This window comes from Flavobacterium sp. GQ95 (genome assembly GCF_059758655.1).
On record NZ_JCAXEB010000002.1, the window covers coordinates 68,666 to 90,843 of the forward strand.

General features: G+C 33.5%; 14 protein-coding genes. 10 read left to right on the forward strand and 4 right to left on the reverse strand.

Features of this window, described 5'->3' with window-relative positions:
• Nucleotides 1-36: 36 nt before the first annotated feature.
• The 3 genes from AC6CH4_RS04985 to AC6CH4_RS04995 all read right to left on the reverse strand — a co-directional run bounded on the left by AC6CH4_RS04985 (nt 37) and on the right by AC6CH4_RS04995 (nt 2,242).
• Complete coding sequence (locus tag AC6CH4_RS04985; RefSeq protein ID WP_498100719.1) at nt 37-387, reverse strand: YciI family protein; 351 nt, start codon at nt 385-387, stop codon at nt 37-39.
• A 45-nt stretch (nt 388-432) separates the two neighbouring features.
• Nucleotides 433-885, reverse strand: coding sequence for a carboxymuconolactone decarboxylase family protein (locus AC6CH4_RS04990; protein WP_498100721.1), 453 nt, complete (start codon nt 883-885; stop codon nt 433-435).
• A gap of 91 nt (nt 886-976) precedes the next feature.
• Nucleotides 977-2,242 (reverse strand): Na+/H+ antiporter, encoded by a 1,266-nt coding sequence (locus AC6CH4_RS04995; RefSeq protein WP_498100723.1) that lies wholly within the window; start codon nt 2,240-2,242, stop codon nt 977-979.
• Between the two features lie 376 nt (nt 2,243-2,618).
• On the opposite strand from AC6CH4_RS04995, the gene dnaK reads away from it, so the two are divergent.
• Together dnaK and AC6CH4_RS05005 are read left to right on the forward strand one after the other, a co-directional pair.
• Complete coding sequence (dnaK, locus tag AC6CH4_RS05000; protein WP_171570502.1) at nt 2,619-4,502, forward strand: molecular chaperone DnaK; 1,884 nt, start codon at nt 2,619-2,621, stop codon at nt 4,500-4,502.
• Nucleotides 4,503-4,689: 187 nt separating this feature from the next.
• Entirely contained in the window at nt 4,690-5,220 is a 531-nt protein-coding gene (locus AC6CH4_RS05005; RefSeq protein WP_498100725.1) for a DUF6252 domain-containing protein, read from the forward strand.
• A 384-nt stretch (nt 5,221-5,604) separates the two neighbouring features.
• Here AC6CH4_RS05005 and AC6CH4_RS05010 read toward each other — a convergent pair whose 3' ends face one another.
• On the reverse strand, nt 5,605-6,021 hold the full coding sequence (locus AC6CH4_RS05010; protein ID WP_498100727.1) for a transposase: 417 nt from the start codon (nt 6,019-6,021) through the stop codon (nt 5,605-5,607).
• Between the two features lie 172 nt (nt 6,022-6,193).
• On the opposite strand from AC6CH4_RS05010, the gene corA reads away from it, so the two are divergent.
• The 8 genes from corA (at nt 6,194) to bglX (ending at nt 22,090) form a co-directional block, all read left to right on the forward strand.
• Nucleotides 6,194-7,264 (forward strand): magnesium/cobalt transporter CorA, encoded by a 1,071-nt coding sequence (corA, locus tag AC6CH4_RS05015; protein ID WP_498100729.1) that lies wholly within the window; start codon nt 6,194-6,196, stop codon nt 7,262-7,264.
• Nucleotides 7,265-7,316: 52 nt separating this feature from the next.
• Nucleotides 7,317-9,410, forward strand: coding sequence for a phosphate acetyltransferase (pta, locus tag AC6CH4_RS05020; RefSeq protein WP_498100731.1), 2,094 nt, complete (start codon nt 7,317-7,319; stop codon nt 9,408-9,410).
• 161 nt (nt 9,411-9,571) lie between these two features.
• Entirely contained in the window at nt 9,572-10,756 is a 1,185-nt protein-coding gene (locus tag AC6CH4_RS05025) for an acetate/propionate family kinase (protein ID WP_498100733.1), read from the forward strand.
• Between the two features lie 96 nt (nt 10,757-10,852).
• Nucleotides 10,853-13,597: a helix-turn-helix and ligand-binding sensor domain-containing protein gene (locus AC6CH4_RS05030; RefSeq protein ID WP_498100735.1), complete on the forward strand. Its 2,745-nt coding sequence runs from the start codon at nt 10,853-10,855 to the stop codon at nt 13,595-13,597.
• A gap of 244 nt (nt 13,598-13,841) precedes the next feature.
• Complete coding sequence (locus tag AC6CH4_RS05035; RefSeq protein WP_498100737.1) at nt 13,842-16,847, forward strand: SusC/RagA family TonB-linked outer membrane protein; 3,006 nt, start codon at nt 13,842-13,844, stop codon at nt 16,845-16,847.
• 4 nt (nt 16,848-16,851) lie between these two features.
• Nucleotides 16,852-18,312 (forward strand): RagB/SusD family nutrient uptake outer membrane protein, encoded by a 1,461-nt coding sequence (locus AC6CH4_RS05040; protein WP_498100739.1) that lies wholly within the window; start codon nt 16,852-16,854, stop codon nt 18,310-18,312.
• 72 nt (nt 18,313-18,384) lie between these two features.
• Nucleotides 18,385-19,758: a glucoamylase family protein gene (locus AC6CH4_RS05045; protein WP_498100741.1), complete on the forward strand. Its 1,374-nt coding sequence runs from the start codon at nt 18,385-18,387 to the stop codon at nt 19,756-19,758.
• 31 nt (nt 19,759-19,789) lie between these two features.
• Complete coding sequence (gene bglX / locus AC6CH4_RS05050) at nt 19,790-22,090, forward strand: beta-glucosidase BglX (protein ID WP_498100743.1); 2,301 nt, start codon at nt 19,790-19,792, stop codon at nt 22,088-22,090.
• Nucleotides 22,091-22,178 lie beyond the last annotated feature (88 nt).

Here is a 22,178-nt window from a genome sequence, read left to right on the forward strand (position 1 = left end):
TTTTATAAAGTGCAATCAGGAAATAAAACTAAAAAATTAATATGTTGCTGTAACGGCCATACGTATTTCTACATTGCCGCCTAAACCTAATATTGGACATCCATTTGCAATAGCAACGGCTTCGTCATAATTCGCTGCTTTTATCATAATTAATCCACCAATTGATTCTTTGATTTCGACATAAGGTCCATTGATTACGCTTTTATTTGTAGTTACAATTTTTCCTTCTCCATCCCAGCGTTGCAAAGGTTTTGCCAGTTTGTCCTGCGCTGCAATTCCACCCAGCCAATCCTGCCATAATTTTAGAGAATCTTGTAATTCCTGTGGTGAAGGTTGCGTTTCTTTAGTGCTAAAATCTCTGCGAAATATTAATACAAATTCGTTCATAATGTTATTTTTTGATGTTATAAATCAGTTTCTTTTTACGTTTAATTAACCAAATTGGCCCACTTTATAAGTTCCTGGTTCATTAGGAAAAGCAAGATTAATACGGTTCCAGGTATTAATGTTTGTGATAGCTAAAGTTAAATCAATTAATTCCTGTTCTGAAAATTCTTTTGCAGTTTCGTTGTAAACTGAATCTGTTACATCACATTTTGTTAAAGCTTCTGCCCAAGCAAATGCAGCTCTTTCGCGGTTGGTGTAATATCCTGCTTCTCTCCAGGCACTTAATCCGTATAATCTTTGTTCTGTTTCACCTTTGTCACGGGCATCTTTGTAATGCATATCAAGACAATAAGCACATTGATTGATTTGAGAAACCCTGAAAAAAACTAATTCCAAAAGAGCTAATTCAACAGGAGATTTTTTTAGATATCCGCCAATTGGGTAAAGTGTTTTTAATGCGTTTTGTCCTTTTTCGTGAATGTTAATTCGATTTTCCATTTTGTTTAAATTTAATGTTTATAAATGTTGTTATAATGGAATAACAATCGAACTTTTAAAATTGGACAAATTATTTTATTTTTTTTTAAAATTATTTTTCTTCCGCTTCTAAATTTAATTTTTTGACAATCCACGGAAGTGAAAGTCCTTGCCCTACAATGGTTAAAAGAACAACAGCGACAGAAATAAATAATATCGCATTTCGTTGCGGAAGAGGTGTTCCGTCCGGAAGTAATTTTGGTAAACCTAAAGCAATAGCCAAAGAAACAATACCTCGCATTCCGGACCATGCAATAATAAAACTGTTTTTAGAATCGAGTAGGGCATGTTCACTGACTTTTCGCTTCTTTTTATCATTCTTTAGAAAAGATTTTTGCAGATTTATTTTCTGAAGAAAGATCCTTACCATTCTGGTCAATAATGCTACAATAGTTATAATGGCTGCATAACCAATATAAGGCAGAATCATATTGTCATCGATATCTTTAAGAATGTATCGAAAATTAAGTCCGATCAGGATGAAAATTAATCCGTTTAGAATAAAAATAATTACATCCCAAAGGTTTTTTGAATTGTTTTTCACACTTTCAGGAAAGATCTTTTTACTGAAACGTGATATAGCCAAACCTAAACATACTACTGCAATTACCCCGGAAACATGCAGATGTTCTGCAATTAGGTAAGTAACAAAAGGCATTAGAAGCATAAAGCTAACCGTAACATTTATGTTTTTACGAACTTTAGTTAGAATGAAAGCGAGAATTTTAGCCATTATAAAACCAACCAGGAATCCACCGCCTAATAGGAGCACAAACTCCAATGTTGCTTTCCAGATTATAAAAGCAGAACCCATTGCAGTTGCTACAGCAAAACGATAAGCAACCAATGCCGATGCATCATTTATCAAACTTTCACCTTCCAGTATTGTAATCGTTTTTTCGGGTATTCCGAGGCCTTTTGTTACGTTTACGGCAGCAACGGCATCAGTTGCAGAAAGTATGGCTCCAAGTACAAAGGATAACGGCCAGGTCATACCCGGAATCATATAATGGGAAACTACGGCAATCCAAAAAGTCGTTAGAAAAACAAGTGGTATAGCTAAGGTGCTTATCGTGCTAAGATTAGTTTTGAAATGTTTTGGAGAAATATTAAATGAAGCATCATATAATAAAGGAGGAAGAAATATCAGGAATATAATCTCCGGATTGATTTCGATTTCTGCCATTGTGGGAATAAAACCAATTGCAACGCCAACAATCACCAAAAGAATAGGATAGGGGATTTTTGATTTGTCAGCAAATGCAGAAAGTCCAATGACAATAGTCAGAATAAAAATGATGATGGTGTAGTTTTCCATTAAATAGATTTAGTAAATTTTAGGAATAGCTAATTTAATTAAAAAAGATTCTGGTTTTAATTGGAATAAATTTTCTTTTGAAACCGGGACCCCTAGCCCTGATAGAAGCGGTATCCTTTTATGGCGGGGTTCGCCATAAAAGATACGAGCGGATAGCAGGAAACAGCTCCTTAAAATAACAACAATAGCTGTTCATAATGACACGTAAAGTACTGATATGCCACGCCTGTCAGGTTTTAAAAATGTCATGTTGTCAGATGATTTTTAATGTGTCGACATGAAAACTGACAATTTACTTTGGTTTTTTATATTGGCACAAAGATTGACTTATGCCACCTGAGTTATAAAATGTATATCAAAATTAAATATATAAAAAATGGGTAAAATAATCGGAATTGACTTAGGTACGACGAACTCTTGTGTTTCTGTAATGGAAGGTAACGAAGCAGTTGTTATTCCTAACGCAGAAGGAAAAAGAACAACGCCATCTATCATCGCTTTTGTTGAAGGTGGAGAAATTAAAGTAGGTGATCCTGCAAAAAGACAAGCGGTAACGAATCCTACAAAAACGATTGCTTCTATTAAACGTTTTATGGGACACACTTTTGCTGAGACTACAAACGAAGCAAAAAGAGTTTCTTATTCAGTTGTAAAAGGTGACAACAATACACCACGTGTGGATATTGATGGTCGTTTATATACTGCACAGGAATTGTCAGCAATGACTCTTCAAAAAATGAAAAAAACTGCTGAAGACTATTTAGGTCAAACTGTAACTGAAGCGGTTATTACTGTTCCTGCTTACTTTAACGATGCACAACGTCAAGCTACTAAAGAAGCTGGTGAAATTGCTGGTCTTAAAGTTATGCGTATCATTAATGAGCCAACTGCTGCGGCACTTGCTTACGGATTAGATAAAAAAGGAACTGATCAAAAAATTGCTGTTTACGATTTAGGTGGAGGTACATTTGATATCTCTGTTCTTGAATTAGGAGACGGAGTTTTTGAAGTATTGTCTACAAACGGTGATACTCACTTAGGTGGAGATGATTTTGACCACGAAATTATTGACTGGTTAGCTAATGAATTTTTAGCTGAAGAAGGTATTGATTTACGTTTGGATCCAATGTCATTGCAACGTTTGAAAGAAGCTGCAGAGAAAGCAAAAATTGAATTGTCTTCTTCTTCAGAAACTGAAATCAACTTACCATACGTTACAGCTACTGCTTCAGGACCAAAACACTTAGTTAAAAAATTATCAAGAGCTAAATTTGAGCAATTAACTGATTCATTAGTTAAACGTTCTATGGAGCCAGTTGCTAAAGCATTAAAAGATGCAGGTTTATCTACATCTGATATCGACGAAGTAATCCTTGTTGGAGGTTCTACTCGTATGCCAAGAATCGCTGACGAAGTTGAAAAATTCTTTGGTAAAAAAGCATCTAAAGGAGTTAATCCTGATGAGGTTGTTGCTATTGGAGCTGCTATTCAAGGTGGAGTTTTATCTGGAGATGTAAAAGATGTATTGTTACTTGACGTTACACCTTTATCTTTAGGTATCGAAACTATGGGTGGTGTATTGACTAAATTAATCGAGTCTAACACAACTATTCCAACTAAAAAATCACAAGTTTTCTCAACTGCTGCTGATTCTCAACCATCTGTTGAAATTCACGTATTGCAAGGTGAAAGAGCTATGGCGGTTGATAACAAAACTATCGGTCGTTTCCACTTAGATGGTATTCCACCAGCACCAAGAGGAGTTCCTCAAATCGAAGTAACTTTTGATATTGATGCAAATGGTATCATCAAAGTTTCTGCAACTGATAAAGGAACAGGAAAATCTCACGATATCCGTATCGAAGCTTCTTCTGGATTAACAGCTGAAGAAATCGAAAAAATGAAAAAAGATGCTGAAGCTAACGCTGATGCTGACAAAATAGCTAAAGAAAGAGCTGAGAAATTAAACGAAGCTGACAGTATGATTTTCCAAACAGAAAGTCAATTGAAAGAGTTAGGAAGCAAATTAGCTGACGACCACAAAGTTGCTGTAGAGTACGCTTTAACTGAATTGAGAATGGCTCACCAATCTCAAGACATTCCAGCTATTCAAACAGCTCTTGACAACATCAATGCAGCTTGGAAAACAGCTACAGAAGCTATGTATGCTCAAGGTGAACAAGGTCAACAAGCAGCTCCACAACAAGAGCAATCGCAAGGTGACAATGTTGAAGACGTTGAATTCGAAGAAGTAAAATAATTCTTCTTTCACAATAATGAAAAACCGGACTAGAAATAGTCCGGTTTTTTTATGCAGAATAATGACCCAGACTATCTCGTAAAGTGTTAGTTAGAATTATTTGCAAGGAATGAGGATTCCCGTACTTTTTTTACAAGTTTTAGTCTTTAATTTGAAAAAAAATAAACCAAAACTTAACCTAAAAACTATGAAGAAAATTCTCGGAGGATTATTGTTATTATCTATTTTGTTTACAAGCTGCAGTAGTGATGAAAACGATGAAAACAGCTCGGTTTCAGCAACTGTAAACGGAGCAGAATGGAAGCCAACTAAAATTAATAGTGTTACCTTAATTAAAGTGAAAAGTGCAAAAGCGCAACGTTTTGATATTAGTATTCAGGATAACTCTCAAATGTTGTCTTTAGCATGCGGAAGCGACTTAACCACGGCTGATGCCATGCCATTAAAAGACTATATTCTTGATGAGGAAAACGACAAAATTGACGCATTATTTGTTAATACTTATTTGATTGATGGAAATACCTACACAGAGCATTTTGCCCAGAGTGGAAAATTAACAATTACAGCCATGGACCCTGTGAAAAAAACGGTTTCCGGAACTTTTAGTTTTATAGCAAAAAAAGAAGGAGTGTTACAAACTAAAATAGTGACGCCTGATGTTTTTGAGGTAAAAAATGGAGTTTTTACAAATTTATCTTATACTGTATTGTCTGAATAAAACTTTGTATTATATAATTGTGAAACCGAACTAGAAATAGTTCGGTTTTTTTATGGATTTATGTTAGGTGTTAAACCCGACAGGTTTTAAAAACCTGTCGGGTTTGCTGTGCGATAAAACAGGACTGTCTAAGAGTTGTTTTTTTTATGAGATTTTGAGCTAAAACATGTCTGGTTTCTATGCGTTTAAAAAGGTTTATTTATAAATTAAGAAATTCCTCTAATGAATCAAAGTTTTCATTTTTAGTATGAAAAGTTTTTAAACCTTCAATATTTTTAAATAATGAAATGACTTTTTCACGTTTTAATTTTGTTGGCTTTTCAGAAAGACAACTTATATATGAACTCCAAGGATATTCAATTGGATGTTCACAAAATCCATGATTTACTGGATTATAATGGATATATTTATAACTGATTGTAAATAAATGGTATTATCAATTAATTTTCTTTTGAATGGTCTTTCAAATAACGCACCATGTCTATAATAGCCTTTATTTATTGCTTTTGTGTAGGCATTAAATAAATTACCAAAGGATTGATGAGCTGCAATTGTTTTGTTGAATTCATTTTGTTTTCTATTTTGAATAATCTCGTCAAAAGTTTTAATTCTAACCAATAAATGAAAATGATTTTTTAGTAAGCACCACGCTAAAGTATCTGCAATTGGATTAATATGTTTAGCATATAAGGTTAAAAAATATTCATGATTCCTATTCTCTTTAAAAATGTTTTCACTGTTAATACCTCTATTGTAGATATGATAATATTTTCCAAATTCAAGTGGTTCAATTATTTGCATGTTTCAATTCGTTCAGCAAACCCGACAGGTTTTTAAAACCTGTCGGGTTTAATTAAGTAGTACAAATATTACAAATAAAAATATTCAATGCGAAATTTATCCCCATCAAAATGACATTTGTCATTTCCCGTTCGAAATCTTTTTTGTAATATTACTATATAAATCATTTTGAATGAGAAAGATAAAATACAAAAAAGGACGCAAACTGCAACATACTAGTTTAGAGTATACTGGATCTCATAAAGATCATGAATCAGAAATGCAGCTTTTTGTATATGACGATGCTGATGTTATCGAATATGAAAAATTTACCGTTTTTGCCTTAAATACCTGTATTGATTACAGTAAAAATAATTGGCTGAATATTCATGGATTAAATAATCTCGAATTAATCAAAACAATTGGAGCTCATTTTAAGCTGGATGATTTTTTATTGGCCGATATTTTAAACACTACCAAAAGAACCAAATTAGAAGAACAGCAGGATGTTTTATTTTTTAACATAAAATCGCTTTTGCCTTCTGAATATTCTGATGGTCTTAAAGTAGAGCAGTTGAGCTTTATTCTGAAAGATGGAATTCTGATTTCATTTCAGGAGAAAAGAAGTGATTTTTTTACTCATATACGCGAGCGTCTTCGCATGCACGCAGGGATTGTAAGAACAAAAAAAGTAGATTATTTACTGTATTTATTGCTAGATGCGGTAATGGAAAATTTTTACATTACGATAGAAGATGAAGAGGATAATATCGAAGAATTAATTGATTTAACCAAAAAAGGAGCCGATCCGATTATTTTAGAAAAGATTGAAAATCATCGTGATAACTTTAATTTTTTAAAGCGTTCTATCATACCGTTACGTGATTCATTATATTATCTGAAGACTATTAAAGACGATGATACAAACAGTTTAATTCAAAAAGAAACGTTTAATTTTTTCATCAGATTGCATCAAAAAAGTTTAGAGCTTTTAGAACAAATTGATTCGGATATGAGTTCATTAGAAAGTGCTTCTAACTTTTATTTTTCGGAACAAAGCCGAAAAATGAATGAAATTATGAAAACACTGACGATCATTTCTGCCATTTTTATTCCGCTTACCTTTATTGTTGGAGTATATGGAATGAATTTCGAATATATGCCGGAGCTTAAAGAGAGAAACGGCTATTTTATGGTCATGGGAGCTATGTTTTTATTGGTGATAGCCTTGATTATCTATTTCAAAAAAAGACGTTGGTTTTAGTACTTTCCTGATTAAAATTTACAATTACACATTAGTTTCAAAATAATAAATTATGAGTAAAGCGATATATATAGCAACAAGTGATCAGAATAGCGGAAAATCGATTGTTACACTCGGTTTGATGAGTATCTTGATTGGCAAAACAGCTAAAGTGGGCTATTTTAGACCTATTGTAGAAGATTTTGTAGATGGAGAATTAGACAATCATATTGAAACTGTGCTCTCCCATTTTAATTTGGATATAAAGTTTGAAGATGCTTACGCCATTACCAAAAGCAAATTAATCAAGAAAAAAAATAAAGGTAAAATAGGCGAGGTTTTAGATTTAATTATCGAAAAATATAAAAAGCTTGAAGAACGTTTTGATTTTGTTCTCGTGGAGGGAACAAGTTTTACTGGTGAAGGAACTTCCATAGAATTAGATACAAATGTTTTAATTGCAAAAAACCTCGGAATCCCAACTATAATCATTGGTTCCGGTGTTGGTAAAACCTTAGATGAATTAGTTGATAGTTTATATCTTGTTTATGATTCTTTCAAAATAAAAGAAGTTGAGGTCTTGTCCGTTTTTGCGAACAAAGTTCAGCCTGAAAATATCGAATTGGTAACAAAAGGATTGCAGAAAAGTTTACCTGCCAACGTTTTGGTAAACACAATTCCGCTGATTTCCAGTTTGAATAATCCAACTATGCAGGAGATCGTTAATGAGCTTGACGCAAAAGTAATGTTTGGTGAAAACTATCTAAACAATGAAATTGGGCATTTTAGTGTTGGTGCTATGCAGCTGCATAATTATTTAGTCCACTTACATGATAATGCATTGGTAATCACACCCGGAGATCGTTCGGATATTATTCTGGGAGCATTACAAGCTAATGAATCTGCTAATTATCCAACAATTTCAGGAATTATTCTGACCGGAAATATTATTCCGGAACAAAGTATTTTAAAGCTTATTGAAGGACTATCGTCTATTGTTCCCATTATTGCAGTTGAAGGAGGAACTTATAATGTAACAAACAAAATTGGATCGATCAAATCGAAAATTTACGCTAATAATACCCATAAAATAGAAACGTCGATTAATACTTTCGAAAAATACGTAGAGGTCGAGGCTTTGTCTCAAAGAGTAATTACGTTTGAAGCGGAAGGAATGACGCCAAAAATGTTTCAATACAATATGGTGAAACGGGCAAAACAGCATCGTAAACATATTGTTTTGCCTGAAGGAACAGATGAACGAATTATTATTGCGGCTTCAAGATTACTGACCATGGATGTTGTTGACATTTCGATGATTGGTGATAAAAAACAAATAGAAAGTAAAGTTGCCGAACTCGGAATAACTTTTGATTTTTCAAAAATAAAAATCATCAATCCAATTGAATCTGAGTTTTATGAAGATTATGCCAATACTTATTATGAGCTACGAAAAGCCAAAAATGTAAGTATTACTATGGCAAGGGATTTAATGGAAGATGTTTCTTATTTTGGAACGATGATGGTATATAAAGGACACGCTGACGGAATGGTTTCGGGAGCGGCACATACCACACAGCATACCATTTTACCGGCATTACAATTCATTAAAACCAAACCAAATTCATCTGTTGTTTCATCTGTTTTTTTTATGTGTTTAGAAGACAGGGTTTCGGTTTTTGGAGATTGCGCCATTAATCCAAATCCAACGGCAGAGCAATTGGCAGAAATTGCGATTTCATCAGCCGATTCAAGTTCGGCTTTCGGAATTGAACCTAAAATTGCTATGCTTTCGTATTCTTCCGGTACTTCAGGAAAAGGTGATGAGGTAGAGAAAGTTAGAACGGCGACAGAAATAGTAAAACAAAAACGTCCGGACTTAAAAATAGAAGGTCCAATTCAGTATGATGCAGCAGTAGATCGCGCTGTAGGCAAAAGTAAAATGCCCGATTCTGAAGTAGCAGGGCAGGCGAGTGTGCTTATTTTTCCGGATTTAAATACAGGAAACAACACTTACAAAGCCGTTCAGAGAGAAACCGGAGCATTAGCAATCGGACCAATGTTACAAGGTCTAAACAAGCCTGTAAACGATTTAAGCCGCGGTTGTACCGTAGATGATATTATTAATACGGTAGTAATCACAGCAATTCAGGCACAGGGATTATAAGTTATGAATTTTGAGTTATAAGTTATGAGTTCAAAAATCAATAAAAATCTACTTTAATCTGTTCTTAATTCACGTATTATATAAATAATTAAAAATTAAAAAAACGGCTTCTATAAAAGCTCCGTAACTTAGAAACTTAGCGTCTTAGCAACTTTGAAAAAATGAAAATACTAATTATAAACTCAGGAAGTTCATCAATAAAATATCAGTTAATGGTAATGCCAACGAATGAAGTAATTTGTTCCGGTATGATTGATCGTATAGGGTTAGAAACTTCAAATATTACTTTTAAAACAGCTTCTGATTCGATAGAAGAAACATCTCCAATTTCCAATCATAAAGTTGGTTTGCAAAAAGTGGCCAATATGCTTTTGGATGTTGAAAAAGGAGTTATTAAATCAACCTCAGAAATTGCGGCGGTAGGTCATCGCGTAGTGCATGGAGGAAGTGACTTTAGTGATACTGTGAAAATTGATGAAAAGGTAAAAGCAAAAATAAAACAGCTTTTTGAACTGGCTCCATTGCATAATCCCGCTAACTTAGAAGGAATTAATGTTGCTGAGGAAATCTTTAGTTCAGCAGAGCAAATTGCGGTTTTTGATACTGCTTTCCATCAAACAATGCCTGAAGTGGCTTATAAATACGCAATTCCAAATTATCTTTTGACAGAAAATAAAGTCCGTGTGTATGGTTTTCACGGAACAAGCCACAAATATGTTTCTGAAAAAGCAATTGAGTATTTAGAAAACAATTCTAAAATTATTACCATTCATTTGGGAAATGGCTGTAGTATGGCTGCTGTTAAAAACGGAAAATGTATTGACACCACAATGGGTTTTTCTCCTTCAAATGGTCTGATAATGGGGACACGTTCAGGTGACATCGACCAGTCGATCGTTTTTTATATGATTAAAAATCTTGGTTATACAGCTGATGAAGTAAACGCAGTTTTATTAAAACAAAGTGGTATGTTAGGACTTACCGGCTATAGTGATTTGCGTGATATTGAATCCGAAGCTGAAAAAGGAAATAAAGAATGCCAATTGGCTTTGTTAATGAATGCCTACCGTATTAAAAAGTTTATTGGTGCATATACTGCAGCATTAAATGGTTTAGACGCCATTGTTTTTACGGCCGGGATTGGCGAAAATTCTTCTTATATGCGTAAATTAGTTTGTACAGAAATGGAATATTTTGGAATTGAATTGGATGAAGAAAAAAATCAAGTTCGTTCGAAATCTATTCGAGAAATTAATAAACAAAATGCAAAGGCAAAAGTTTTGGTAATTCCAACAGATGAAGAATATGAAATTGCAAATCAGGTTTATCATTTGCTTCAAAATTAAATAACATACGAACTGTAATAAAAAAAGCTTCTCATTTGGGAGGCTTTTTTACTTATTAAATATTTGTCAGTATCTTTGACTATAAAACTGAATATTTTGAAATCGATACTTCTAAAATCACTTTTCTTCTTTTTCATCGCTTCTCAAATTCACGCACAAGAATTACTTCCTTTTGTTGAAAATTATAATAAATCAAATTATCAGGGCGATAATCAAATTTGGAATGTTGTTCAGGGAAAAGATAATGCGATGTATTTTGCCAACAATCATTATTTATTGCGATACGATGGCGTAAAATGGGAAAAATATACATTGCCTAATAAAACTATTATTCGTTCAATTTTGATCGAAGGTGATAAGATTTATTCTGGTTCTTATAAAGAGTTTGGTTACTGGTACAGAAAGGAAGGTAAAATGCATTACGTTTCGATTACTAAAAATCTGCGCTTGTTTGATGAAAAAGATAATGAGGAAATATGGAAAATTTTCAGATTCAATGGTTCTTTATATTTCCAGTCATTCAATGATGTTTTTATTTATAACGGAAAACACATTCAGAAAATTAAATTTCCATTTTTAATCTCGTATTGTTTCGTTGTCGATCAAAATCTTTATGTGGCTTCTGTAGCGAAGGGCATTTTTAAAATGAGCGGATCAAGAATTGCAAACCCAAAAGGATGGAATGTACTTAAAAATTGTGTCGTTCATGCGATCGAAAAATACCAAAACAAGACCTATATATTTACACAAAAAAAAGGAATTTTTACCGTAGAAAAAGAGGGTTTAAAGCCCTGGAATAATCCATTAAATGAAATTTTAAAAAGTTCTACAATTAATGTAGGTAAGTTTACTAAAAACAATAAACTTATTGTAGGTACTGGAAATAGAGGTGTTTTTATTTATGATTTTAAATCTGATACCTATAAAAACATTGACAGAAAAAATGTTTTAATGAATAACTCGATTTTGAGTATTGGTTTTGATAAAGAAAACGATTTATGGCTTGGTTTAGATAATGGAATTGCTCATGTTGAAATCAATTCTCCTATTTCAATATTCTATGATAATTCAGGTGTTTTAGGTTCAGTTTACTCGGTTGCTACAACAAATAAAGGTTATTTAATTGCCACAAACCACGGGGTTTTTGAATTTGATTCGGGTAAGTTCAAAATGATGCCCAATACACAAGGCCAGGCATGGAATATTACCGAAATTAATAACAAATATATTATTGGTCATAACGACGGAACATTTTCCTATGAGAATGGTTCTCTTTCTAAAATAAATAACATTAGTGGTGGTTGGAATTTATCTAAAAGCAGTATTAATAATAATTATTTTCAATCGACATATAGTGGAGTTGTAGTGTATGATAATCTTTCAGATTTCACTCAAAAGAGAGTTATTAATGAACTTTCTAAACCCATAAAATATGTAGCCCAGAACAAAAAGAATGAAATTTGGGCAGCCGATAATTATCGAGGTTTATATCGTGTTGTATATGATGACAATTTTAGAACCAGGAAAGTTGAAAATATCACGCAACAAAGCAAGATTAAAAACGATTTTGGGGTTAAGATATTTGAATTCAGAAAGGAAATTTTATTCGTGATCAATAATTCATGGTACACTTATAACTCGATCACCAACAAACTTGAAGAAAATGAACTATTTAATCAGAATTTTAAAAAAGTTTCTGATGTAATAAGCATAGATGAAGATCATTTTATGGTACTTCAGGATGGAATTTTATATCATATTAAAGCTATCGGAAATAAATTTCTCTGGAATATTATTCAGGCGAAATATTATAAAGGAAAATTAATTAATGATAATTTAAGAATTTTTAAGCATGCAAACCATTATTTGCTAAATCTTGATGATGGCTTTATTTCACTACAATTGAAATATGAGAACAAGCAAAATTCTGCTGTCAGGATTGAATCTTTTAATGATGAAAATTTAACGCCAAATGATTCTAAAATCAAATATAATACTGAATTGCAAATAAATGTCATCTCTGGAATTTATGGAGCCAGCAAACCTAATTTGTTTTATAAACTTGATAATGGGAAGGAATTTATTTCAGTTGCAAACGGATTGATTGTTTTAAATAATTTAAGCAGTGGAGACCATTCTGTAAATGTTTTTAAACATGATGGGGCAAATTACGATAATGTTGTAAGTTTTCAATTTAGTGTTGCAAAACCCTGGTATTTTTCATTTTGGATGATTTTGTTATACTTATTAATAATAGGAGCAGTACTGTTTTTCTATTATAAATGGAATAAACTTCGCTACATGCAAAAATTAAGATTGCAGGCAGAAGAATTAAAACATCAGAGAGAGATTCTTGAAATGGAATTAAAAGCAGAAAATGAATTGAATATGCAGGAATACCAGAAGCATATTTTGGAACTTGAATTGCAAACGAAATCATCTGAAGTTGCCGGAAAATCTTTGTCAATTGCCAAGCAAAGTGAAATGATTGAAAATATTCAGAACATTCTTGATTCTGAAAAAGACTTTAACAAACTTAAAAGCGAAATCAAAAAGGCGATTAAGATTAATGAAGTGAATAAACACGAATGGGAAATTTTTGAAACCAACCTGAATCAGATTCACAACGAGTTTATTATAAGCCTTTCAAAAAAATATCCTCATCTTACTCCTAAAGATATAAAACTGTGTGTTTATCTAAAAATGAATCTTTCTTCCAAGGAAATTGCACCCATGATGAACATATCATTTAGAGGTGTAGAATTACATAGATATCGCCTGCGAAAAAAATTAAATCTCTCTCAGGAAGAAAACCTGTCCAAGTTTTTATTAAGTGTGTAAGATTCGCATTCATATTTTACATTTTTTATATTTTTTACTATTGTTTTTTATATAATTCCAATACATCATTACTACATCATAACGTAGTGTTAATTAAATTTATTTAACATTTATAATATTGATTTTCAATACTGTATAATTGAATTTTAACACAATGATGTAGCTATGTAGTAGTGCTGTTTGATGTACTACAACGTTGTAATTGTTTAATTTGGCTCTACTAACTTAAACGATTACGAACTGTATGAAAAATTTTATTTTTAGCTTTTTAGCGCTCTTATTGCTTCCGGCATATATGTCTGGACAGGCAATCACAGGAAAAGTAGTAGACAGTAGCGGAATGGGAGTTCCCGGAGCAGTTATTAGTGCTCCACAATCCCGTACATCTGTTGATGCTGATTTCGACGGGAATTTTACAATTAATGCAAAAGCAGGAGAACTATTAAAAGTTTCAATGCTTGGATTTGATGCTGTTTCTGTGCCAGCTACTGTGGCTCCAATGACAATAACCTTAAAAGAATCAGGTGATACTGCATTAAAAGAAGTAGTGGTCATCGGATATGGTACAAGAAAGAAAATTGATAATACTTCAGCTGTTAGCTCAATTAAATCTGAAGAAATTACGAAAATGAAAGTGTTGAATGCTTCTCAAGCTATACAAGGTAAGGCTGCGGGAGTCCAGGTATCGACCTCAGATGCGCCAGGAAGTACACCTTCAGTCGTGATCAGGGGAGCCGGTACTGCATTAGGAGGAAGAAATCCTTTATATGTTGTAGATGGTATGCCGACTGAGAATATCAATAACATAAATACTAATGATATTACATCTTATGAGATTTTGAAAGATGCTTCATCATTAGCTATTTACGGAACAAGAGGTGCAAATGGTGTAATTATGATTACAACCAAAAGCGGAAAAGGAAAACTTACTGTAGATGTTGAAAGTTTTGCAGGTGTTAGAACTCCTTTGAAAAAAGTAAAAATGGCAAATAGCGACGAGTATGTTCGCTATAGTAATGCTGCCTTCAGCAACGCTTTTCCACAAGGCAGATTTTCTGCTAATCAGCCTTATAACACTGATTGGCTTGATGAGATCACAAGAACAGGATCTTATACTCAAAACAATATTGCGATTTCAGGATCTTCAGAAAATGTAAAGTACTTTTTTAGTGTTGGAAACTATGAAGAAAAAGGAATTTTGAATGGATCTGATTACGGACGTACTACTATCAGAAACAATAATGAATTCAAGGTTTCTGAAAAAGTTAGAATAAGCCAAAATTTTAGTGTAAGTACTATAAAAAATACACCAATGCCTTTGAGTGCCTTTACTAATGCTTACAGACAATCTCCATTAGTTCCTGTACGTTATGCTGATGGAAAATATGGTGTGCCATTTGTTTCAAATGGAGTTGTAGCTGAAACAGGAGCATCTTTTAATAATGTTGGTAATCCCGTAGCTCAATTGGATTATACGAATGAGCAACAAGAAAGCGTTATTTTGCAAGGAGGTTTAAAATTAGATTGGGATATTATTAAATCTTTAAAATTTACCTCACAGTTTAATGGAGAGTATTATACTTACAACCAATATAATTATGTTGATAATCTAGCGCTTTGGTTATCCGCAGACCCTACTCGTGTAGCATCAGGCTACGATACAAAAAGTTTGAACACAAATACTTTAACGAGAGGAAGAGATGAATACTTCAATTGGAATTTATCTAACTATTTGACTTATAATAAAATTTTTGCAGAAATTCATGATGTAGAAGTTACAGCAGGTATTGAGGCTAATGTACAAGGTACCAGAGAGAAATTAACGATTGATAGAAAAAATGTAAATCCAAATTCTAACTATTGGTCTTTAAAAGATGTAAATGTTGCAAGTGCAGTTACAGGTTATAAAGATGAGGCTTTAAATCAAAGAAGATTAGCCTCTTATTTTGCACGTTTTCAATACAAATTATTAGATAGATATTTAGTTACAGGTACTGTAAGACGCGACGGATCATCACAATTTGCTGAAGACAAACGTTGGGGAACATTCCCATCCGTGGGTTTAGGATGGATTGTATCTAAGGAAAGTTTTTTAAGTAATATTGAACCAATTAATTTATTAAAAATTAGAGGATCATGGGGACGATTAGGAAATCAAAATGTACCACTTAATACTCAGGTATTTACTTCTGGATTAGATTACCCGGATCTCGGTTCAGGTACAACAATTAATTCTCAGGTAGATCCTAATTTATCATGGGAAATTGTTGAGGAGCTTTCAGGAGGTTTTGATTTTGAAGTGTTAAATAATAGATTAAAAGGATCTTTTGATTTGTATGACAAAAAAACAACCAATACAATTTTGAATGTTAAACCATATTCAACTTCAGGAATTACATTGGCTACACCTGCACATGTTGGCGAAGTATCTAATAAAGGATATGAAATTGCATTGCGTTGGGATGACAAAATAAATGATAACTTAAGTTACTGGGTAGGAGGGAATTTTTCTCATAATAAAAATGAGCTTACCGGCCTGAAAAATGTTCAGTTAAATCCAGTTATTGGAGGAAGTTTAGGAAATGGTCAAAATACCAAAATTCTGGATAATACTTCAGTAGGACAGCCATTAGGTAGTTTTTATTTGTATGAATATGCAGGTGTTGACCCGGCAAATGGACAAATGTTGTACTATAAAGCAAATGGTGATAAAGTTGCTCAATCAGGGCTTGATGAACTTAATGACAAAAAATATGTAGGTTCACTTTTACCAACTTCTAATTATGGAGTTTCTTTAGGATTGAATTACAAAAACATTGATTTTTCTGTTGATGGTTATGGAACAGGAGGAGCAAAAGTGTATAATGGTAAAAAAGCGCAACGTTTTGGAGGTGAAAACATAGAAGCTTCAATGACACGTGATTTCTGGACACCAACTAATACAACAGCTTCTAATCCTGCACCTTCTAATGAGACTCCGTTTGCTTCAACTTTTTATCTGGAATCAGCAGATTTCTTTAGAATCAATAACATTACTTTAGGATATAAACTTCCTCTTAAAGATGATCAGTTTATTAGCTTTTGCAGAATATATGTAAACGCGATCAATCCGTTTATTTCTCAAAAATTCTCAGGATTCTCACCAGATGTTACTAGCGATGGTAAACTTGTTGAAGGCACTCAGGGGGTTGAGTTAGATGCTTACCCGGCATTGAGATCGTTTGTTATAGGTGCTAATTTAAAATTTTAATATTATGAAAAGATTATATATATCAATATTTGTACTTTCTGGATTATTTCTTTCCGGTTGTTCAGATGATTTCTTAGATGTAAACCCTACAGAATCGATTCCTGCTGATGTGGAGTTGGTCAATAATGATGCAGGAGCTAATGGTTTTGTTACAGCAATTTACAATCAGTTTTTAGGTTGGGATATGTCTTCTTTCGGTTGGAATGCAGTTTCGAGTATTATTTCAGATGATGCTGATAAAGGTTCTGATCCGGGAGATGCTGGTGGTGATAAAGATCTTATGGATGCTTTAACTTATAATGCTTCAACTCCATCATTTCAATCTACATGGAATGCTAATTATGCAGGAATAAACAGATGTAATCAGGCTTTGGATATTTTCCCTAAGTTAGATAAGGTAACACCTGCTTTAAAAGTTAGACTAGAAGGTGAAGCTAAGTTTATGAGAGCCTTTATGTATTTTACATTAGTAAAAGGATACGGCGGAGTTCCTATTGTAGATCATGTCCCTCTTCCGGTTTCAGAGGAAGATAGACTTATGCAGTTAACCCGTAAAACACCGGCAGAAGTTTATGCTTTTATAGAAAAAGATTTAAATGATGCAATAACAAATTTACCAGATAAATCTGCTTATGGGGCTGAAGACAAAACGCGTGTATCTAAAGGTTCTGCGTATGCTTTGTTAGCAAAAGTAAATTTATATCAAAAGAAATGGCAAAATGTAATTGACAATTGTGATAAAGTAACAGGATACAGTTTAGTAGCAGATTATGCTGCACAATTTAAAAAAGAAGGAGAATTTGGCCCAGAGTCTATTTTTGAGATTGATGGAATTGGAGGAACTTCAAGCCCTGGATTCGGAATTGGAAATTATTCAGTTTCTCAGGCACCGCGTGGTGCCGGAGGTTGGGGTTGGGGTTTTAATACACCAACAGAAGGCTTGGCGAATGCTTATGAAGCAGGCGATGTAAGAAGAGCGGCTACTATTATTTTCAGAGGTTCAGTTTTATACGATGGCAGAGAAATACCGTCAACTGTAGCGAATCCAAGATACAATTACAAAGCCTATTCATCATCTTTTTATAATCAGGAATTTACGGATACAAATCTTAGATACTTAAGATATGCAGAGGTAATATTAATGAAAGCGGAGGCTTTGAACGAATTAGGACAAACATCAGCAGCTATTCCTTTGGTAAATATGATTCGTAAAAGAGCGGGTCTGGGTGATACTCCTTTTACTTCTCAGGCAGATATTAGAAAAGCAATCTGGAAAGAAAGAAGATTAGAATTAGCTTTTGAGCACGACAGATGGTTTGATCTTGTTAGAACAGGACAAGCTGCAGCGGCTATGGCAGCAGATGGAAAAACTTTCATTGTTGGAAAGCATGAATTATGGCCTATTCCTACTTCATTCTTAAGAGAAGCGGGAGCACTTTCTCAACAAAACCCTGGTGGTTACTAATTAAAACTTCAAAATTACTCTCTTCTTTTTTGAAGAGAGTAATTTTTTAAAATAATTTTTTAAAATTTTGCAATGATTAGATTATCAATTCTATTTAGTATTATCACCCTTTTTGGTTGTGGTAAACAGGAAAATAAATCAAAAGAAGTTACTTCTGAAAGTGCTTCTGCAGCACAATTGACAGACGATCAGCTTTTAGATACTGTTCAAAAACAAACTTTTGCTTATTTCTGGGATTATGCCGAACCAAATTCTGGTTTAGCGAGAGAACGTTTTCATCCTGATGGTAATTATCCTGAAAATGATGCCCATATTGTTACAACAGGAGGTTCTGGTTTTGGATTAATGGCTCTTGTTTCGGGTATGTCACGCGGTTATATTACCAAAGAAAAAGGTATTGAAAGACTAAAAAAAATTGCTGATTTTCTTGCAAAAGCTGATCGTTTTCATGGTGCCTGGCCGCATTGGATGGATGGAAATACGGGAAAAGTAAAACCATTCGGAATGAAAGATAATGGAGGGGATTTAGTGGAAACTTCATTTTTGGTTGCAGGAATGATTACGGTTCGTGAATATCTAAAATATGGTTCTGAAAAAGAAAAAGAAGTAGCTCAAAAATACGATGAACTTTGGAAAGGGGTAGACTGGAATTGGTTTACTAATAATAAAAATGTATTGTACTGGCATTGGTCGCCAACTTACGACTGGCAAATGAATTTTCCTTTGCAGGGTTACAATGAATGTTTGATTACTTATGTAATGGCAGCATCTTCGCCAACACATACAATTGATGCAAAAGTATATCACGAAGGTTGGGCCAGAAGTGGTGGAATTGTTTCTTCTAAAACCAAATATAATTTGCCTCTAATTTTAAAACACAATGGAGCAGAAGAATTCGGTGGACCTTTATTTTGGGCACATTATTCTTATTTAGGCTTAGATCCGAATCAATTAAGTGATAAATATGCGAATTATTGGGATCTAAATTCAAATCAGGTAAAAATTGATTACCAATATTGTGTCGAAAATCCAAAAAAGTTTAAAGGTTACGGAGCTGATTATTGGGGATTAACAGCTTCCTATTCTAGAAATCCCGATGGTTCAGTGGGATATGATGCACATATGCCAAGTAATGACAAAGGTGTTATTTCACCAACTGCAGCAATTAGTTCAATTGTATATACACCAAAAGAATCTTTGGCTGTAATTCGAAATTTATACGAGAATCATAAAAAAGAAACTTGGGGAGAAGCCGGATTTTATGATGCAGTAAGTTTACAAAACAACTGGGCAGCAAAAAGATATCTGGCAATCGATCAGGGACCGGAAGTGGTGATGATCGAAAATTACCGTTCAGGTTTATTGTGGAAGCTATTTATGAATGCTCCTGAAGTAAAACAAGGCTTGGTGAAACTTGGATTTAAGTCTGCAAAATACGGATTTTAATAAAAAAATATAATTATAATTAAACGACAGAATGAAAAACAAATTAGTCTTACTTTTTTTAGGATGTGCTGTTTTGGGTTATGCTCAAAAAAAGAACACTAAAAACACAGTAACAATTAAACCAAAATCAGAGTTTGTAGCTGAACTATTATCTAAAATGACTTTAGATGAAAAATTAGGTCAGCTTAATTTACCAACTTCTGGAGATATAACGACAGGACAAGCAAACAGTTCTGATGTGGCTAAAAAAATTGCTGAAGGTAAAGTAGGTGGTTTATTCAATATTAAATCTGTTCAAAAAATTAAAGAGGTACAAAAAATTGCTGTTGAAAAAAGCCGTTTAAAAATTCCATTGATTTTTGGTATGGATGTCATTCACGGTTACGAAACAACATTCCCAATTCCGTTAGGATTATCTTGTACCTGGGATATGAATTTAATCGAAAGAAGTGCACAGATTGCGGCTCAGGAAGCAAGTGCTGATGGAATCAACTGGACATTTTCACCTATGGTTGATATTTCTCGTGATCCGCGTTGGGGAAGAATTTCTGAAGGTTCAGGAGAAGATCCTTATTTAGGAAGCCAAATTGCAAAAGCAATGGTAAACGGGTATCAGCAACATGATCTTTCTAAGAATAATTCGATTATGGCATGTGTAAAACACTTCGCTTTATACGGTGCACCGGAGGCAGGTCGTGATTACAATACTGTTGATATGAGTCATATCAGAATGTTTAATGATTATTTTCCGCCTTACAAGGCGGCAGTTGATGCTGGTGTAGGTTCTGTAATGGCTTCTTTTAACGAAGTAGATGGAATTCCTGCAACTGGAAACAAATGGTTAATGACAGATGTTTTAAGAAAACAATGGGGTTTTAAAGGTTTCGTTGTAACTGACTTTACAGGAATCAACGAAATGATTGAACACGGAATGGGAGACTTACAAGCTGTTTCAGCTTTATCATTAAATGCCGGTGTTGAAATGGATATGGTAGGTGAAGGTTTCTTAACTACTTTGAAAAAATCGTTAGATGAGAAAAAAGTAACGATCGAGCAAATTGATAATGCTGTTAAACTTATTTTGGAAGCGAAATACGATTTAGGATTATTCCATGATCCGTATAAATATTGTGATGAAAAAAGAGCTAAAACGGAAATTTTTACATCAGCAAGCAGAAAAGAAGCACGTCAGATTGCAGCGCAGTCATTGGTTTTATTAAAAAATCAAAATCAGGTATTGCCTCTTAAAAAATCAGGAACTATTGCACTTATAGGACCATTGGCAGATGCTAAAGAAAATATGCCGGGAACCTGGAGTGTAGCTACTAAAATGGAAAATGCAATATCATTATTAGCAGGAATTAAAGAAGTAGCAGGACCTTCTACAAAAGTATTATATGCGAAAGGAAGCAACTTAGATTATAATGAAACTTTTGAAACTAACGCAACAATGTTTGGTAAAACTTTGCACCGCGACAGCCGTTCTAAAGAAGAATTATTAGTAGAAGCTTTAAAAGTAGCGAACCAATCTGATGTAATTGTTGCTGCATTGGGAGAATCTGCAGAAATGAGCGGAGAATCTAGCAGCCGTACGAATCTAGAAATTCCACAAGCTCAAAAAGATTTATTAAATGCCTTATTAAAAACAGGAAAACCAGTTGTTTTAGTTTTATTTGACGGTCGTCCGTTAGTATTAAAAGAAGAAAACGAAACTGTTCCTGCTATTTTAAATGCATGGTTTGCCGGAACTGAAGCAGGTTACGCTATTGCCGATGTTTTATTTGGTGATGTAAATCCTTCCGGAAAATTAACTACAACTTTCCCAAGAAGCGTTGGACAAGTGCCAATTTATTATGCACACAAAAATACAGGAAGACCATTGGCAAATACAGAAGGTAAATTCGAAAAATTCAGATCGAATTATTTAGATGAAAGAAATGAACCATTATTCCCATTTGGTTTCGGATTGAGCTATACCAACTTTGACTATTCAAACCTAAAAATTTCATCAGATAAGATGAATGCCGGCGGAAAATTAAAAGTAACTGTTGATGTAGCAAATACAGGAAATTACGATGGTAAAGAAACCGTTCAATTGTATATCAGAGATTTAGTAGGTTCAGTAACAAGACCAGTTAGAGAATTGAAAAATTTCCAAAAAATAACACTTAAAAAAGGGGAAAAACAGACTGTGAGTTTTGATATTACGGTTGAAGATTTAAAATTTTATAATTCTGATCTACAATTCGTAGCAGAACCTGGACAGTTTGATGTTTTCATTGGTGGAAACTCAGCTGCCGACAAGAAAGTTAGTTTTGAATTAACTAAATAGTTGGTTTGTTAGATTTGTAATTAGCCCTTCGTCTGGTTAACGAAGGGCTTTTTTATAAAAGAGACTTTTTTAAAAAATGATAAATTTT

Bases quoted from the DNA above. Each gene is read 5' to 3' on its own strand.
- AC6CH4_RS04985 (WP_498100719.1), bottom strand. From the start codon at position 387: ATGAACGAATTTGTATTAATATTTCGCAGAGATTTTAGCACTAAAGAA.
- AC6CH4_RS04990 (WP_498100721.1), bottom strand. From the start codon at position 885: ATGGAAAATCGAATTAACATTCACGAAAAAGGACAAAACGCATTAAAA.
- AC6CH4_RS04995 (WP_498100723.1), bottom strand. From the start codon at position 2,242: ATGGAAAACTACACCATCATCATTTTTATTCTGACTATTGTCATTGGA.
- dnaK (WP_171570502.1), top strand. From the start codon at position 2,619: ATGGGTAAAATAATCGGAATTGACTTAGGTACGACGAACTCTTGTGTT.
- AC6CH4_RS05005 (WP_498100725.1), top strand. From the start codon at position 4,690: ATGAAGAAAATTCTCGGAGGATTATTGTTATTATCTATTTTGTTTACA.
- AC6CH4_RS05010 (WP_498100727.1), bottom strand. From the start codon at position 6,021: ATGCAAATAATTGAACCACTTGAATTTGGAAAATATTATCATATCTAC.
- corA (WP_498100729.1), top strand. From the start codon at position 6,194: ATGAGAAAGATAAAATACAAAAAAGGACGCAAACTGCAACATACTAGT.
- pta (WP_498100731.1), top strand. From the start codon at position 7,317: ATGAGTAAAGCGATATATATAGCAACAAGTGATCAGAATAGCGGAAAA.
- AC6CH4_RS05025 (WP_498100733.1), top strand. From the start codon at position 9,572: ATGAAAATACTAATTATAAACTCAGGAAGTTCATCAATAAAATATCAG.
- AC6CH4_RS05035 (WP_498100737.1), top strand. From the start codon at position 13,842: ATGAAAAATTTTATTTTTAGCTTTTTAGCGCTCTTATTGCTTCCGGCA.
- AC6CH4_RS05040 (WP_498100739.1), top strand. From the start codon at position 16,852: ATGAAAAGATTATATATATCAATATTTGTACTTTCTGGATTATTTCTT.
- AC6CH4_RS05045 (WP_498100741.1), top strand. From the start codon at position 18,385: ATGATTAGATTATCAATTCTATTTAGTATTATCACCCTTTTTGGTTGT.
- bglX (WP_498100743.1), top strand. From the start codon at position 19,790: ATGAAAAACAAATTAGTCTTACTTTTTTTAGGATGTGCTGTTTTGGGT.